Origin of the sequence: Sphingobium olei, assembly GCF_042678845.1 — a bacterium.
Lineage (GTDB): Bacteria > Pseudomonadota > Alphaproteobacteria > Sphingomonadales > Sphingomonadaceae > Sphingobium > Sphingobium olei.
The window spans coordinates 1-15,169 of record NZ_JBHTLS010000095.1 but is presented as its reverse complement, the minus strand read 5'-3'; the positions used below and the strand labels follow the sequence as shown (position 1 = coordinate 15,169).

Annotated in this window: 14 protein-coding genes and 2 pseudogenes; 8 read left to right on the top strand and 8 right to left on the bottom strand. The window is 63.2% G+C overall.

Going from position 1 to position 15,169, the window contains the following annotated elements; translation table 11 throughout:
* Positions 1-258: 258 nt before the first annotated feature.
* On the top strand, positions 259-651 hold the full coding sequence (locus ACFQ24_RS05760) for a hypothetical protein (RefSeq protein WP_380909625.1): 393 nt from the start codon (positions 259-261) through the stop codon (positions 649-651).
* On the opposite strand, the pseudogene ACFQ24_RS05755 reads toward ACFQ24_RS05760, so the two are convergent.
* Positions 648-3,545, bottom strand: a pseudogene (locus ACFQ24_RS05755) (Tn3 family transposase). The gene ACFQ24_RS05760 and the pseudogene ACFQ24_RS05755 sit on opposite strands and share 4 nt — an antisense overlap.
* Positions 3,546-3,639: 94 nt before the next feature.
* Between ACFQ24_RS05755 and ACFQ24_RS05750 the strand changes: the two are divergent.
* Entirely contained in the window at positions 3,640-4,269 is a 630-nt protein-coding gene (locus ACFQ24_RS05750) for a recombinase family protein (RefSeq protein WP_066478108.1), read from the top strand.
* A 122-nt stretch (positions 4,270-4,391) separates the two neighbouring features.
* On the opposite strand, the gene ACFQ24_RS05745 is transcribed toward ACFQ24_RS05750, so the two are convergent.
* Complete coding sequence (locus tag ACFQ24_RS05745) at positions 4,392-5,534, bottom strand: MFS transporter (protein ID WP_380909623.1); 1,143 nt, start codon at positions 5,532-5,534, stop codon at positions 4,392-4,394.
* A 317-nt stretch (positions 5,535-5,851) separates the two neighbouring features.
* Here ACFQ24_RS05745 and ACFQ24_RS05740 point away from each other — a divergent pair, with 317 nt between their 5' ends.
* Complete coding sequence (locus ACFQ24_RS05740) at positions 5,852-6,013, top strand: hypothetical protein (RefSeq protein WP_380909621.1); 162 nt, start codon at positions 5,852-5,854, stop codon at positions 6,011-6,013.
* 11 nt (positions 6,014-6,024) lie between these two features.
* On the opposite strand, the gene ACFQ24_RS05735 is transcribed toward ACFQ24_RS05740, so the two are convergent.
* From ACFQ24_RS05735 to ACFQ24_RS05720, 4 genes are all read right to left on the bottom strand, one after another.
* Positions 6,025-7,398 (bottom strand): Dyp-type peroxidase, encoded by a 1,374-nt coding sequence (locus ACFQ24_RS05735; RefSeq protein WP_066624059.1) that lies wholly within the window; start codon positions 7,396-7,398, stop codon positions 6,025-6,027.
* 3 nt (positions 7,399-7,401) lie between these two features.
* Positions 7,402-8,013, bottom strand: a complete 612-nt coding sequence (locus ACFQ24_RS05730) for a hypothetical protein (RefSeq protein WP_380909618.1) — start codon at positions 8,011-8,013, stop codon at positions 7,402-7,404.
* A gap of 40 nt (positions 8,014-8,053) precedes the next feature.
* Positions 8,054-8,833: a catalase family protein gene (locus tag ACFQ24_RS05725; protein WP_380909617.1), complete on the bottom strand. Its 780-nt coding sequence runs from the start codon at positions 8,831-8,833 to the stop codon at positions 8,054-8,056.
* A gap of 108 nt (positions 8,834-8,941) precedes the next feature.
* Complete coding sequence (locus tag ACFQ24_RS05720; RefSeq protein WP_380909615.1) at positions 8,942-9,142, bottom strand: hypothetical protein; 201 nt, start codon at positions 9,140-9,142, stop codon at positions 8,942-8,944.
* A 155-nt stretch (positions 9,143-9,297) separates the two neighbouring features.
* Between ACFQ24_RS05720 and ACFQ24_RS05715 the strand changes: the two genes are divergently transcribed.
* Positions 9,298-9,921 carry a TetR/AcrR family transcriptional regulator gene (locus tag ACFQ24_RS05715; RefSeq protein ID WP_037486739.1) on the top strand — a complete coding sequence of 208 codons (624 nt, stop codon included), beginning with the start codon at positions 9,298-9,300 and terminating at the stop codon, positions 9,919-9,921.
* Between the two features lie 11 nt (positions 9,922-9,932).
* Here ACFQ24_RS05715 and ACFQ24_RS05710 read toward each other — a convergent pair whose 3' ends face one another.
* The gene (locus ACFQ24_RS05710; RefSeq protein ID WP_267903939.1) at positions 9,933-10,055 is read right to left on the bottom strand and encodes a hypothetical protein; all 123 of its coding nucleotides are present in this window, start codon (positions 10,053-10,055) and stop codon (positions 9,933-9,935) included.
* Here ACFQ24_RS05710 and ACFQ24_RS05705 point away from each other — a divergent pair.
* The 4 genes from ACFQ24_RS05705 to ACFQ24_RS05690 are packed head-to-tail and all read left to right on the top strand — an operon-like array spanning position 10,011 to position 13,353.
* A complete protein-coding gene (locus tag ACFQ24_RS05705) occupies positions 10,011-10,415 on the top strand; it encodes an acyl-CoA thioesterase (protein ID WP_241229483.1) in 405 nt (134 codons plus the stop codon). The genes ACFQ24_RS05710 and ACFQ24_RS05705 overlap by 45 nt on opposite strands.
* Complete coding sequence (locus ACFQ24_RS05700; protein ID WP_380909613.1) at positions 10,412-11,278, top strand: 3-hydroxyacyl-CoA dehydrogenase; 867 nt, start codon at positions 10,412-10,414, stop codon at positions 11,276-11,278. Before ACFQ24_RS05705 ends, ACFQ24_RS05700 begins: the two co-directional genes overlap by 4 nt.
* A gap of 27 nt (positions 11,279-11,305) precedes the next feature.
* The gene (locus ACFQ24_RS05695; protein WP_380909611.1) at positions 11,306-13,072 is read left to right on the top strand and encodes an oleate hydratase; all 1,767 of its coding nucleotides are present in this window, start codon (positions 11,306-11,308) and stop codon (positions 13,070-13,072) included.
* Positions 13,073-13,113: 41 nt separating this feature from the next.
* Positions 13,114-13,353, top strand: coding sequence for a YHS domain-containing protein (locus tag ACFQ24_RS05690; RefSeq protein ID WP_007407177.1), 240 nt, complete (start codon positions 13,114-13,116; stop codon positions 13,351-13,353).
* A 35-nt stretch (positions 13,354-13,388) separates the two neighbouring features.
* On the opposite strand, the pseudogene ACFQ24_RS05685 reads toward ACFQ24_RS05690, so the two are convergent.
* Positions 13,389-14,750: pseudogene (locus ACFQ24_RS05685) on the bottom strand (IS3 family transposase).
* Positions 14,751-15,169 lie beyond the last annotated feature (419 nt).

Genomic DNA, 15,169 nt, shown 5'->3' with positions numbered 1-15,169 from the left:
TTTCGGGAAATATGACTCAAGCCGCGCCATCTGCTCGTCCGTCAGCCAATACAGGTCGCTCATGCTCAGTCTCCTTACGGAGCATGAATCAGATCACGCCTCTCACATCAATGGGTCCTGACCCTAGGTAAACGCATCACATCCCGACCTCGTCCTGCTGGTCGGTGACTTCGTCACTGGTCATGACGCACGAGGCGCAGCCGAGCGCTCCGCCGGTCTCACTCGCCCCTTGCCAACCTTCGCGCCCCGCTCGGTATCGTGACGGTTCTCGGCAACCATGACTACTGGACGGCGCCGCGCGGAGTGCGTGAGGCGCTGAACAAGGCCGGTATCGTCGTCTTAGAAAACCAGGCTGTCCGACGTGGTCCGCTCGCCATCGTCGGCATCGGCGATCGCTTTTCCACCCACGATGACACGGTCTCATCGTTGACGGCAGCACGCGGCATCGGAGGCGTGCCGATCGTGCTGACCCATTCGCCGGACATCGTGCCCGACCTTCCCGCTGGTCTTCCGCTCGTACTTGCCGGGCATACCCATTGCGGCCAGGTCGTCCTTCCTTGGATCGGGCCGCTCCTCATGCGCGCGCCCAAGGATCATTGGCGGCAGCTCTATAAGGGGTCGAATCCGGCTGAGGGCGAAATGACACCCTAAGCCTCGGCACCCTTCGGCCAGAGGTATTCGCCGGTGAGGAGGATGTGCGCCCACCCGAGCGGTGAGATATGGGCCAGCAGGTGGTCGGGCGTATCGAGCCCTTCGCGTCGCCGGGCTTCGACGGCATGGCCGAGATGCAGGGTGTTCCAGTAGACGATGACGGCGGTGAGCAGGTTGAGGCCGGCGATGCGGTAATGCTGCCCCTCTGTCGTACGGTCGCGGATCTCGCCCTGGCGACCGATCCGTAAGGCGTTCTTCAGCGCGTGGTGCGCTTCGCCCTTGTTGAGGCCGACCTGCGCGCGGCGTTGCATGCCGGCATCAAGGATCCATTCGATGATGAATAGCGTCCGTTCGATCCGGCCGACCTCGCGCAGTGCGGCCGCCAGATCGTTCTGGCGCGGATAGGCGGCGAGCTTGCGCAGGATGCGGCTTGGCGGGACCTGCCCTGCGCTCATGGTGGCTGCGCAGCGAAATAGATCGGGCCAATTGGAGACGATCAGCGCTTCGCGCGCCTTCCCGCCCACCAGCGGACGTAACTCGCTCGGCGTAGCGGCGGGATCGAACACGTAGAGCCGTTTGGACGGAAGGTCGCGGATGCGCAGCACCAGGCGGTAGCCGAGCGTGGCGCTGATCCCGAACAGATGGTCGGTGAACCCGCCAGTGTCGGCGTATTGCTCCTCGATCCGTCGCCCGGCCTCATTCATCGTCAGCCCGTCGAGCAAGTATGGGGCTTCGCTGACGGTCGCAGGGATGGTCCGCGATGCAAACGGCGCGAAGCGGTCGTTGACGTGGGTATAGGCCTTGATGCCGGGATCGTTGCCATAGCGAGCGTTGACCGTGTTCATCGCCTCGCCCTGTCGCGCGGCGGGGTAGAATTGACCATCGGCGGATGCGGTAGTGCCCATACCCCAGACCTGCGCCATCGGCAGATCGCCTTGTGCGGCGACCACATGGGTCAGCGCCTGATCGATCGCCTCGCGTTCGACGTGCCAGCGCGCGAGCCGAGAGAGTTGCCAGTAATCATGGGTGTTGGAAGCCTCGGCCATCTTGGGCAGGCCCAGGTTCAAACCCTCTGCGAGCAGGACATTGAGCAGGCCGGTCCGGTCGTCGCACGGAACGCCGGTGCGCAGGTGCGTGAAGGCCTCGGTGAAGCCGAGCGCGGCATCTACTTCGAGCAGCAGGTCGGTAATACGGACGGACGGCAGACGGCGGTAGAGATCGAGCACCAAGTCATCGATCCCATCCGGCGCGTCAGCGGTGAGGCGATCGATGCGCAGTGTGCCGTCCTCGATACTGCCTTTCGGGATCGTGCCGTTACGCGCGGCGCGACCGAGCCGGGCAAGGCCATCGGCAAGACGGGCTTTGCGATCGGCGAGCCAGACATGCGGATCAGACGGTACGGCCAGCTTCGCAGCATGCGCGACTTCCATCGACACCAGGACGTTGCGCAGGTCACCATACCGATGCGAGCGGTCGAGCCAGATGTCGCCCGAGCGTAGCGCGTCACGCAGGTGGAACATGACCGCGACCTCTCGGAGACGGGCATCATCGTCGCCCTTCGCTCGCTACTGTCTCCGCCATTTGGAATGCGGCCGCAGGAAATCGTCAGTCGCCGGGGGCGTGCCTTTGGTGGCGATGGCGGTCACCGCGTTCAGCAAGGGCCGGGCGACCGGCGCGCCTTCGAGGTCGAGGCAGCGTAGCATTCGCGGGGCATAGCGACGGAAGCGGTGATAGCCCTGATCGACATGGGCCAGCGGATCGTCGCCCAACGTGTCTGTCAACGTCCGGGCCGTAGCGGTGAGGCGGGTCAGATGCTCCCATCCCGCCGCACGCGCGATCGCATCGTCAAGCGACGCACCGTCGCCATGCGCTTCGAGCAGCGATCCGCCGAGCGCCGCGAAGCCCGCCAGCGTCGCAGTGACCCCACCCCTGCTGTCTGCGACCCGTGTGTCATGCAGTTGCTTCGCCTCGCGCCAGGTGCGGCCAACGATCCGGTCATGCGTCTCGATCACCGCATCCGCAGTCGCGGTTGCCCACTCAATGATACAGACCGCGAGGATGGCGCGACGCCGGTCGGCACTCAGATCACGCAGACCATCGGCAAAGTACCGTTCGCCCTGTCGCCGCAACCTGGCGACGCGATGCGGTGGGACTCCGGCAAGCAGGCCGGCATCGAGGTCCATCGCACGCAGGAACTCCAATCGATCGAGTAGCCGGTTCGCCGCGGCGGAATTGTTGCCCGGCTCGATCCGGCGCAGCCAGATGAAACGGCTGATCGTGCCCGGCAGCATTTCAGTGGTCAGCTCGTCGAGCCGAGCGCAGGTCGCGGAACTGAGCCGCTCGGCGATCCGCCGTTCAATCCGGCGTTCGGCCGCGACGAGCGCATCCGCGCACAACCGCTCGATAGTCGTGATCGCGGGCAGGATGGTCATAGTGTCACGGCAGCGAGCGATGAAACGCCGGGCGAGATCGTCGTTGGAGCGTGCCTGTTCGGCTTCGGCGAACAGCCATTCACGAAAAGCCTGCGCTCGCGGACCCTGTCCGGGAAACGTCCTGTACCCATATACAGAGCGCAGCACCTCCATGTGCTGCTGGCGGGTTTGGCGCCTGACGGCGTAGCGGACGAGCGTATCGCCGGCGATGCCAAGTTGAGCCCCCAGGAAGGTGGATACCGCGAGCGGGATCACTTCGCCGGGCACCAGCATCCGGCCCGGATGGCGCAGTGCGCAGAGTTGCAGGGCGAAGCCGATCCGGTTTTCCGGCCGACGCCGCCGGTCGATGTGAGCCAAGTCGTCATCCGCCAGAATGTAATGCCGCAGCAGCGACGCCTCGTCGGTCGGCAGGTCAAGCAGCGCCGACCGCTGCCGGGCGCTCAGGATGTGGCGTCTCGGCATGTGGCAGTGTCCCTGTTGAACAGAAGTCTGTTTTGGACAACACTCACCCCACGCAAATCAAGGGTTTTTGAAGCCTGATTTCAGGAAGGTTCAATTGGGACAACGCGCCGCCATCTACGCCAGGGTCTCGACCGCCGACCAGTCGTGTGAGCGGCAGCTGCGTGACCTCGCCGGTTTCGCCGAGCGTGGCGGCTATGAGGTCATCGACGTTTTCCGCGAAACCGCCTCAGGGATGAAGGCCAACCGCTCGGCGCGCGCCGAAGTGATGAAACTGGCGCAGGCCCGCCACATCGATGCGATCCTTGTCACCGAACTCAGCCGGTGGGGACGCTCGACCCAGGACCTGCTCGATACGCTGAACCGGCTGTCGGGTTGGCGGGTATCGGTAGTCGCGATGAGCGGCATGACGTTCGAGGTCGATACACCGCACGGGCGAATGATGGCTACGATGCTCGCCGGCATCGCGCAATTCGAGCGCGACATGCTGAGCGAGCGCGTTCGGTCCGGTCTCGCCGCGGCGCGGGCGCGGGGTCGCAAACTCGGGCGACAGTCCGGCGACCGCCCCAAGTCCGACCGGCTCGCCCCCAAGGTACTGGCGCTCGTTGCCGAAGGTCGCAGCTATCGTTGGATCGCGCGCGACCTCGGCCTCAGCAAGAACACCGTCGCCGCGATCGTGGGGCGGGCGCGGTTGGACACGGCCCCTGACATTGAAATAGCAGAGTAATCAGTTTTCACCTCCCGCCCCCGCCGAGAGGGCGCCAGTCGCCCCATATCGGCCTGTCGCTGAAGCTGCCGTACATTCATCGACCAGCAGATTGGGTGCCGCTTGTCGGACGCGACGCCAGTCTAACGGGCAAACCTGCTGAACAACCCCCATCCCGCCAAGCCGGCGGCTGTACCCAGCGTACCGGCAATCAGATAAGCACCGACCGCGTTGCTCGGGGTGAACAGTCCACCCGTGACATAGCCAATGATGACGGCGCTGCTCGTGACTGCGCCGTAAATAGCTGCAACCTTCCCATGGTGGTCGGTCGGCGTTTCGTTTTGCAGCATCGTGCGTACCGCCACATTGTGCACGCTGTTGGCAACTCCGCCGAATACGAAAACCATCCCGATCAACATGATGGTGGCCGCGCCGACCAAAGCGGCGCTGCCGATCACCAGCATGGTTACGCCAATCATAGTGGCCGCAACGAAAGCCAAAGGAGCAGGTCGGCGCATCGGCCGCGCACCTGCCGCGAGAGCGCCCAGGATCATGCCGGCGGCCCAGCAAGCGGTTACCAGGCCAAATGCGAGGGGGCCTTGCTTCAGCGTCACTGTGATCAGGAACACGAATGCTACATCTGCGATGGCAGAGGCAAAGACCTCCAAAGCCAGCGATCCTGTCATCACCGTGATCCGCCGGTTGCGGAGGATCGGCCAGTACTCGGCGAGCAATGTACGAGGTTCCTGCTCATCCGGCGCTATCGGCCGGCGCAAGCCGCTGGCCAGGATCACGGTGGCGAGCAAGACGTAGCTGGCAGCATCAATGAGCAAAGCACTGCGCGCGCCGATCCACGCAATCAGGATACCGCCCGCTACCGGACCTGCAAGCATCCCAACACCGCGCACAAGCTCAAGCACGGAATTCGCGCGGCTGAGCGGCATGCCAAGTGCTGTCGCCAGTACGGGTATAAGCGCGAAGGTCGCCGTTCCGCTGATGGCGAAGCAGATGCTGAGCACGCTTGCGCCAACGAGCGTCGGCAACATCGCCGTGTTGCCGGCAATCCAGGCGAGAAGCGCCGCTTGTGCTAGGCCGGTGACGACAAGTATTCTGCCAGCATCACGCCTATCGACAAAGCGACCGATGAACGGAGCAGCGATTAAACTAGGTAGCAGCTGCGCAATCAGCAGCATGGGCACGGCAAAACGCGTCTCGTTCTCGGCAGCCCGAAACATCAGAGTGATGAGGGAGATCTCGTCACCAATGGTGGAGACAGTTAAGGTCACCAGCACAAGCCAGCCCCAGCCCGATCTGATCCGTACAGCTACCGTCCCGGGTCCCTCCATAACAGGCATTTGTCTGAGGCCGGGTGCTGAAGCAACTTATTTGCCCGGCGGGCGCTCGACCGGAAGATATTCAGGGCAGTGCTTCCGCAAAGCCCGCTGCGTACAGAAAAACCGGGCGAACTCGAGATGGCAGCGAGTAGAGGATCGCTGTCGGAAAGCCACCAGTCCGTTCTCCAGCCAAACCCGGCCATTTCGCTTAGGGTGTCATTTCGCCCTCAGCCGGAACCGACCCCCGGATCATTGGCCTCGGTCGCGTCGTGGTCGGCCAGCGCCGCGACGGCTCGACTTTCCCGATGCAGCTGACGGCGGACAGTCAGGATTACCGATCGGGCCAGACGCGACTGGCAAAGATCATGGTGAGGCCGAGCGCAGCGATCCTGATGAATTGCACGTTCATCTTCACAAAGGCCAACGACTGACCGGCGGGTTCCTAACCCCAGCTCCCGGCCGCCAGCCATTTGAGCGCGGACAGGCTTGGCATGAACAGATATTCGCCGCCCTTCATGACATTGAAAGTCTGCACACCGTCGATGCGCTTGCGCGCCGACGCCTGCGGGATCGTGAACCGGCCGTCATCCTCATGCAGGCCAACGATCGGATCGCGCTCTTCGCCAAGGTCGACGAAATTGCCTCGGTTGATCCACTCCTGCTGCATGAACTCGATCGTGTCATAGGCACGCGCGCTGATGAAGATGAAGAACAGGCCGCGATCGCCTTCGGCATCGTCTTCCGGCGCGACATCCTCGGAATAGACCGGTCCGAAGGTCGAGGAGCGGCGGATGATCCGGTGGATGTTGACGTCGGTAAGCAGCGTCAGCTCGGAATCGCGGGGATTGAGTCGACGCATATGGCAGCCGAGCGGCACAACGCGGCCTTTGGGGTCTTCCTTGAACGTGAAGTCATTGTTGCGCTGCGGATCGGCGCCGAGGTCGGGATCGTCATGGTCGGGCGACAGCGTCAAGGGCGCGCCGGAGCGCCAGCGCCCGAACATCTTGGCGGCTAATAGCTCGCGTTCCTCCGGCGTCTCGCCATGCGCCTTGAGGAAGGCGTTGAAGCAGCCGACCCGGCTGTTGTACTTGCGCATAACGACGAAGGTGCCGTTCTTGCCGAGCGCGGCGGGCTCCGGCATGCCGAGAGGCTGGCCGTTCTCGCTCTCATAGCCGAGGATGAATTCGCCGGCCTTGATCGGCCGCTCCTCGCCTGGCAGCGGATCAACGCCGCTGCCCTCCACTGCGGGCTGGGAGATCGAATCCCGGAAGCCGAACGGGTTTTTCGCGCCATCCGGCGCACCGAAGCGATGCTCGCCGAGCAGGGTCACGCCGCTGCTCCGGTCGAGTTCGGCGCGCGCTGTCGCCAGCGCTTTGTCGAGCGCCGCATCATTCACGGCATAGATGGTCAGCGCGAGATGGCAGTTGCCCGGCTTGAAGACCTCTTCCCACTTTTCAGGCGCGTTGGGCCCGAAGTCGCGAAGCTGCTCCGCGCGTGCAGGCATGCCCTGCTGGAAGGGGAGCGGGAAGGTCTTGAGTTGTGCTTCCGGCAGGCCGAGCGCCTTCAGCCCCTCGAAGCTGAGTGCGGCCCCGATCCAGAAATCGAGATCGTCGCTCCAGTTGTCGGCCGAGGCGATATGCGGCGCGAGCCGGCCGAGGAGGTCGCGCGCGCCCTCGGCCTCGTCGAAATGGAGCATGGCATGGATGCCGACATAGGGCTCCGGCCGGCTTCGCAGAATCAGCGCCTGGATGTCGTGCAGGTCGAGCGTGACGCTGTCGCGCCGGAAGCGCTCTTTCAGTTTCTGAAGGATCGCCATTGCTCAGCTCACCTTGTCGAGAAATTCGTTGACGGCATGCTCCATGCGCTGGAGCCGGCGCACATCGACGACGGTCACCTGCGGGTTGGCGACGAACCAGCCGGCGGCGGTGATCTGATGCTCGGCGATGAAGTCCTTGACCTTGGGGCTCGCAATGCCCGGCCAGCCCTCGACCGAGGCGAAGAGCAGGTCCATCAGGTCGGGGATCTTGGTGGCGAAGTCGTTGATATAGGTGTCCCAGTCGCCATCATAGGCGGTGGCGAACAGGATGCGCGTGTCGTTGTCGAAGAAGACGAAGCGCATATTGTGCAGTGTGCCGACCTTCTGTGCTCCGTCGAAATTGCCGTTCACCAGCCCGAAGATGCGTTTCAGCCGGTCCGCGCCGCCTGGCTTGAGGTTGGCGATGGCGGTAAGCTCCGAGACATTGCCGGACTGAGCGCCGACACGGCCGGCGGAGCCGCCGGTGCCCTTGAGGTCTGGATTATGCTTCGTCACCATCTGCTCGAGGGCGAGCTTGGCGAGCTGCGGCGCGTCGCCGGCCACTTCCTCGATCCGGCGGCGGATGGCCTGAAGGCGGGTTTCGTCGATCTGCGGGGTTTCTTCGGTCTCGGCCATGGCTGGCCTCCTTTCGTAAGTTTGGTTGACGATCGGATCGTCAGTCCGGAATGGCGTCGATGTTCGTCGGCTCGACGCGCGGCTGCGCGTTCATTTCGTGGCGGTAGCGGGCGGAACGTTCATAAGCGGCGATGCGCACCCGCATGATCGAGCCGAGCGGCTGATGATCGCGGATGCCGTGCCAGGGGTTGAAGGACAGCACGTCATCGCCATAGACCCGCCGCGCTGGCGAATAGGCGTCCTGAGGGGGAATGCGCAGCGTGGCGATCGGCTGGTGCGGCGAGAGATCTTCCGGCCAGAGCACCGCCGCATCCTCGACCGGCATCCTTTCGAGATCGGTACAGAGCTGGGCGCGCAGTTGATACTCCGCGCTCTGATCGCGGAAATGCTCGACCACCAGATCGCGCATGGTGGCGTCCTCCACCGCGCCGACATCCTTGCCGGCGAGTGCCCGGACATTGTCGGAGAGCGGTGCGGCGCTGATCTTGGCGATGTAGTCGCCGAAGCGGATCGCCGCCATCGAGTGATAGGTCTCGCCAAGCAGATGGTCATTGTCGCGCGCGAGACCGCGCAGCGTGGCGCCGGGCTCGACGCCGACCGCTTCGACCGCGGCTTCCACTCCCCGCGCCACCCCGGCCATGGCGCGCTGGAGAACGGCCGGGTTCTGGGCATTCTTTTCCAGAAGGCCGATGAGCTGGCGATATTTACCGATCGTGCCGAAGCTCAGGGTCGGGATATTGACCAGCAGGAAATCCTGGTTGCGGCCCTGGTCTTCGGGGAGAAGCCGCTCCCCCGCCACGCCAATGACCTTGATCGCCATACCGCGCGGAGCCGGTATCGTATCGGAGTGAATATCTCCGGGCGCTGATGAGAGGCGGATCACCACGGAATAGGTGGCGGGACGAGCGAAAAGCCCCTGGCGCAGATGCTACGGCAGTTCCGGGATGACCAACTCACCCTTCAGGAACCCGTGGCTCTTGGCATGGGCGTCGCGCACCGCATGGCGGTGGCGTTCGAAGGCCTTACGGTTGGTGCTCGCCATGATCTCGAGGATTTCGGCGGTCAGCCGCTCCTCGTCTTCGCCGAGAACCTCCACGTCCGGGGAATAGCCAATGTAGGTTTCAGCCAAGGGCACTCCTTCGCGTTTTAATTTCGATACTGCGGACGATTTCGGGTCGAAATCGCCGTTGATTTCGGATATCAGTTGATATCTGGTTTTTACTGAGAACGCGGAACCGCCGAAAAGGTTTCGCACGTCTCGCCCGTTGGTTGGAGAACGAACCCATGCCGCTTACGCGCAAGGACACGCAGCGCCAGACGCGGGACCGGCTGATCGCCGCCGCACATACCTCGATCATCGAGGAGGGGGTCGCCGCCATGTCGATCCGCAACATCTGCAGCGCGGCCGGCCATTCGCAGGGTGCCTTCTACTCGAACTTCGCCAGCAAGGACGATCTGCTGGTCGAGATCCTGCAGAGCCATATCCAGGATGAGGTCACACTGCTTCGCGACCTGGTCGCGCACTGCTCCGGCGATGATATCGAGGCAACGCTCCAGGTGCTGGCCGCCCGGCTCGCGAAGCTGGCCGGTGAAGCGCAATGGTCGCTCCTCTCGATCGAATTGCAGCTTCACGCGCGGCGCGATCCGGCTTTCGCCGAGCGGCACCGGGAGGGCAAGGCGGCCTGCTATCGGATGTTCGGTGAACTCGTTGCCGATCTGACGCAACGCTTCGCACTTCGACCGGCCTTGCCGCCGATGCAGACCGGTATCGGTCTTTACGCGGTCTGGATGGGACTGGCGGTGCAGGGCGATGTCGAAGGCGCCATGCCGCGCGACGAGATGCTCGTCGGCTTCTTCCGCGCCATGGCAGGACTGGGTTCGTCGCATGAGGAGCAGGCGTATTCGTGAGCGGGATCGTGTCAGATCGTCGACGCATCGGCTGCGATGAGCACGGACACCCACTCGTCGGCGAGGTGGATGAGCATCGGCGCTTCCATATCCGCTTCCGCGCCCGGGACGCCGACATCGACGAACTCGGCCATGTCAACAATGCTGTCTGGATGACCTGGATCCAGGATGCGTCGGTGGCGCACTGGCTGACGGCCGCGCGTCCGCAAGATCGCGACCGGTTCGTCGCGGTCGTGCTGCGCCATGAGGTCGACTATCGCGGCAATGTCCGGGCGGGAGACGCGGTCAGCGCGATCACCTGGGTCGTCGGAGTGCCGCGCGGTGCGCGCTATGCACGATGCGTCGAATTCCATGATGAAGACGGGCGGACGCTCGTCGCCTCGCTGACCCAGTGGGCCCTTGTCGATCGGGAAACCGGCAAGCTGGCCCGCGTCCCGGTGGAGGTGGCGGCTCCGTTTCTTGGTGACGATACCGCGCAGAAGGAGATTGAATGAGCGATATCAGGAAAGTGGCGGTTCTCGGCACGGGCGTCCTCGAGAGCCAGATAGCCTTCCAGACCGCCTATAGCGGCTTCGACGTTACCGCCTACGACACCAGCGAGGAGGCGCTTGAACAGGCAAGGCAGCGTTTTGCCATGCTCGTCGAGACCTATGGCAAGGAGGTGGCCGGTGCGGCCGACGGCAAGGCCGCCGAGTCCCTGCAGCGCATCACCCTGTCCGCCGATCTCGGTTCGGCCGTCGCGGACGCGGACCTCGTGATCGAAGCGGTTCCGGAGCTTCTCTCGATCAAGCAGGCGCTCTACGAGAAGCTCGCGGGGCTTGCGCCGGAAAGGGCGATCTTCGCTACCAATAGCTCGACCCTGTTGCCGAGCGACCTCAAGGCCTTCACCGGCCGCCCGGACCGGTTTCTGGCGTTGCACTTCGCCAACAGCATCTGGAAGTTCAACACCGCCGAGGTGATGGGCACCGACGACACCGATCCGGCCGTGTTCGATGCCCTGATCGCCTTCGCCTCGGCCATCGGCATGGTGCCGATCCCGGTTCGCAAGGAAAAGGCAGGCTATGTCCTCAATTCCCTGCTGGTGCCGTTCCTGAACGCGGCGGCCGATCTCGCCGCCGGCGGCTATGCCGAGCCGGAAGATGTCGACAAGGTCTGGCGGATCGCCACCGGCGCGCCGATGGGGCCGTTCCAGATCTACGACATCATCGGCTTGAACACCCCCTACAACATTCTGTCGCATGGCGATGAGCACGCCCAGTCGCTCGCGGCATGGCTGAAGGAAAACTACATCGACAAGGGCAGGCTCGGCATCGCCTCGGGCGAAGGCTTCTACAGCTACAAACCCTCCGCAGACTGATCCCAACAAGAAGAACAGGAGTTCGCCATGCACTATAGCAGTGGAAACTATGAAGCCTTCGTGCGTCCCCGCAAGCCCGAGGGGGCCGACAAGAAGACGGCCTGGTTCGTCGGCTCGGGGCTGGCGGGGCTCGCCGGCGCCGCCTTCCTGATCCGCGACGGCGGCGTTTCGGGCGATCGCATCACCATATTGGAAGAGCTGGGAATCCCCGGCGGCGCGCTCGATGGTCTTGATGTGCCGGAGAAGGGCTTCGTCATTCGCGGCGGCCGCGAGATGGAGGAGCATTTCGAGTGCCTGTGGGACCTCTATCGCTCGATCCCCTCGCTGGAGATCGAGGATGCCAGCGTCCTCGACGAATTCTACCGGCTCAACAAGGACGACCCCAACTTTTCGCTCCAGCGTACGACGCAGAACCAGGGCCAGGACGTGCCCGACAAGGCGCTGCTGACGTTGAACGACAAGGCCCAGAAGGACCTGCTCTCCGTTTTCCTGGCGACACGCGAGGAGATGGAGAACAAGCGCATCAACGAGGTCTTCGGCGAAGATTTCCTGAAGAGCAATTTCTGGCTCTATTGGCGCACCATGTTCGCCTTCGAGGAATGGCATTCGGCGCTGGAAATGAAGCTCTACCTGCACCGCTTCATCCATCATATCGGCAGTCTCGCCGACTTCTCCTCGCTCAAGTTCAATCGCTACAATCAGTATGAATCCATGGTCCTGCCGCTGGTGAAGTGGCTGACCGATCACGGCGTCACGTTCCGCTACGGCGTCGAGGTCACCGACGTCGATTTCGACATCCAGCCCGGCCGCAAGCAAGCGACCCGCATTCACTGGAAAGAGCGCGGCGTCGAAGGCGGCGTCGATCTCGGGCCAGACGATCTCGTCTTCATCACGATCGGCTCGCTGACCGAGAATTCCGACAATGGCGACCACAGGACGCCGGCGAAGCTCAATGAAGGACCGGCGCCGGCCTGGGACCTGTGGCGCCGCATCGCCGCGAAGGATCCGGCCTTCGGCCGCCCCGACGTGTTCGGCGCCCATATCCCGGAGACGAAATGGGCCTCCGCCTCCATCACTGCCCTCGACGCCCGCATTCCGGCCTATGTCGAGAAGATCACCAAGCGGAACCCCTTTACCGGCAAGATCGTCTCCGCCGGTATCGTCACGGTGAAGGACTCGGCGTGGCTGCTGAGCTGGACGGTTCATCGCCAGCCGCATTTCAAGAAGCAGCCCAAAGATCAGATGATCGCCTGGTTCTACGCGCTCTTTGTCGATTGCCCCGGCGACTTCGTGAAGAAGCCGATGCAGGAATGCACCGGTGAGGAGATCACCCAGGAATGGCTCTATCACCTCGGCGTGCCGGTCGAGGACATTCCCGAACTCGCGGCATCCGGCGCCAGCACCGTTCCCACGATGATGCCCTATATTACCGCCTTCTTCATGCCGCGCCAGGCGGGTGACCGGCCGGACGTGGTGCCGGAGGGCGCGGTCAACTTCGCCTTCATCGGCCAGTTCGCGGAATCGAAGCAGCGGGACTGCATCTTCACCACGGAATATTCGGTGAGGACCCCGATGGAGGCCGTCTACACCCTGATGAATGTCGAGCGCGGCGTGCCGGAAGTCTTCAACTCGACCTACGATATCCGTACGCTGCTGGCAGCGATCGGTCCGCTGCGGGACGGCAAGGGCATCGACCTTCCCGGACCAGCCTTACTGCGCAAGCTGCTGATGAAGAAGCTCGAAGGCACCGAGATCGCCAAGCTGCTCGAAGAGTTCCATCTGATCGAGGAGTGAACAGAGACCGGAAGGCACGCGCGGCGTGTGAAAGGTGATGAATGGCCGACGACGATCAGAAGAGCGAACGCGCCGCCGAGGTGACTGGGGCGCACGGCCATCATCACCATCATGAGCCGGACGGCGTAACGCCGTCCGGTCACGTCGACCATGATCCGGTCTGCGGCATGGTGGTCGATCCCGCCAGGACCGCTCACAAGGCTGAGTATGAAGGCGAGCGCTACGTCTTCTGCTCGGCCGGCTGTCCGTCGTCAGAACATTCGGCACAACTCGCGGCGTAGATTAGCGGAGTGCGGACCTCGTCAGGGGGTTGATGTTAGGCGGCGAACTTGCGGTGCTGCAAGCGCCGATGTTCGATGGTCTGTCGCTTGATCCTTTCGCGCAGTTTGATGATTGCCGGAGCCCTGCCGAAGTAGGCGTCGGCAGGCGTCACGTTGGCCAAGCTCTCGTGGTATCGCTGGTGATTGTAGTGCTCGACGAAGGCCTCGATGTGGGCTTCGAGGTCGCCGGGCAGGAAGTAGTTTCCAGCAAGATGCGGTTTTTCAGGGTCTGGTGCCAGCGCTCGATCTTGCCCTGGGTTTGGGGATGACACGGGGCGCCGCGGACATGGCTCATCTTCCGGGCCTCGATGTATTCCGCCAGCTCACCCGCGATGTAGCTGGGACCATTATCGCTGAGTAGCCGGGGTTTGTGCAGCACCGTGGCGCTGTCGCAACCAGAAGCCGCCAGGGCGAGGTCCAGCGTGTCGGTGACGTCCTCGGCTCGCATGTTGGTGCACAGCTTCCAGGCGATGATGTAGCGCGAGAAGTCGTCGAGCACGGTCGACAGATACATCCAGCCCCACCCGATGATCTTGAAGTAGGTGAAGTCGGTCTGCCACATCTCGTTCGGCCGCGTGGTTTTCGTGTGGAACTGATCGGCAGCCTTGATCACGACATAGGCCGGGCTGGTGATCAGGTCGTGGGCCTTCAACAGGCGGTAAACCGTGGATTCCGACACGAAGTAGCGCTGCCCATCGGTGAAGCGCACGGCCAGTTCCCGGGGGCTCAGCTCAGACTGTTCCAGCGCCAGCTCGATGATCTGGTCGTGGATGCCCGCCGGGATGCGGTCCACACCCGGCTCGGCGCCGATGGCCGATCTTCCAACGCCTCCGGCCCGCCTTCGAGGTAGCGATCATACCAGCGGTAGAATGTCCGACGAGGGATGCCGAGTTGGTCCAGCGTGCGCTTGGCCGACAGGTGCGACTGCTCGACGGTTCTGATGATCTCGAGCTTCTCGGATGCGGGATATCTCATTCGTCGTTGCCCCCATCCGCGACCATGCTTTTTTTGAGCAGACGGTTTTCCAGTGTCAGATCGGCCACGCATTCCTTCAGGGCCCGGGCTTCGCGGCGCAGGTCCTGGACATCTCCGGTGGTCGCGGCACGGGCGGTGTCGCCGGCCAGGCGGCGCTTGCCAGCTTCCATGAACTCCTTCGACCAGGTGTAATACAGGCTCTGGGCAATGCCTTCCTTGCGGCATAGCTCGGCGATGCTGTCTTCCCCGCGCAGGCCATCCAGCACGATGCGGATCTTGTCCTCGGCCGAAAAGTGGCGCCGGGTCTGTCGGCGGATGTCCTTCACTACCCGCTCTGCTGGGGCCTTGGCGGGCGATTTTACATTGGAGGATCTGGGCTTCATCTTCGTTCCTTCGTCACTACGACGAAGCCCAGATCCTCCTTAAATCACAACCTCAAATCTGTGCCATTGGTGCTGACGGCGGACACTGCCTGACCCGTGTCGCCCAAGTTCCCGGGTCTTGTAATGGCAGGTTCAACTGAAATCAGCCGCGCGCAATTGGACGTTGAATGGCTGGCTTTGGTCGGCTGCCGACTTAACGTGCGTGTCAGCTATCCTCGCAACCCGGCTCCGATCCGGACTGTCTCCTACCGGCCAATGTACGACAAACAGGTGTTTTCCGACGCCCTCAGGCCTTAGACCCCATGACTGCCCGAGCCTCGGAGGCTCGAATCTGAGATGCTGATGATGGATTTTTCAGCAGCGGAGGCGAGTCATGACGGACGCAGTGAAATACGTTGGTCTGGACGTGCATAAGGAAA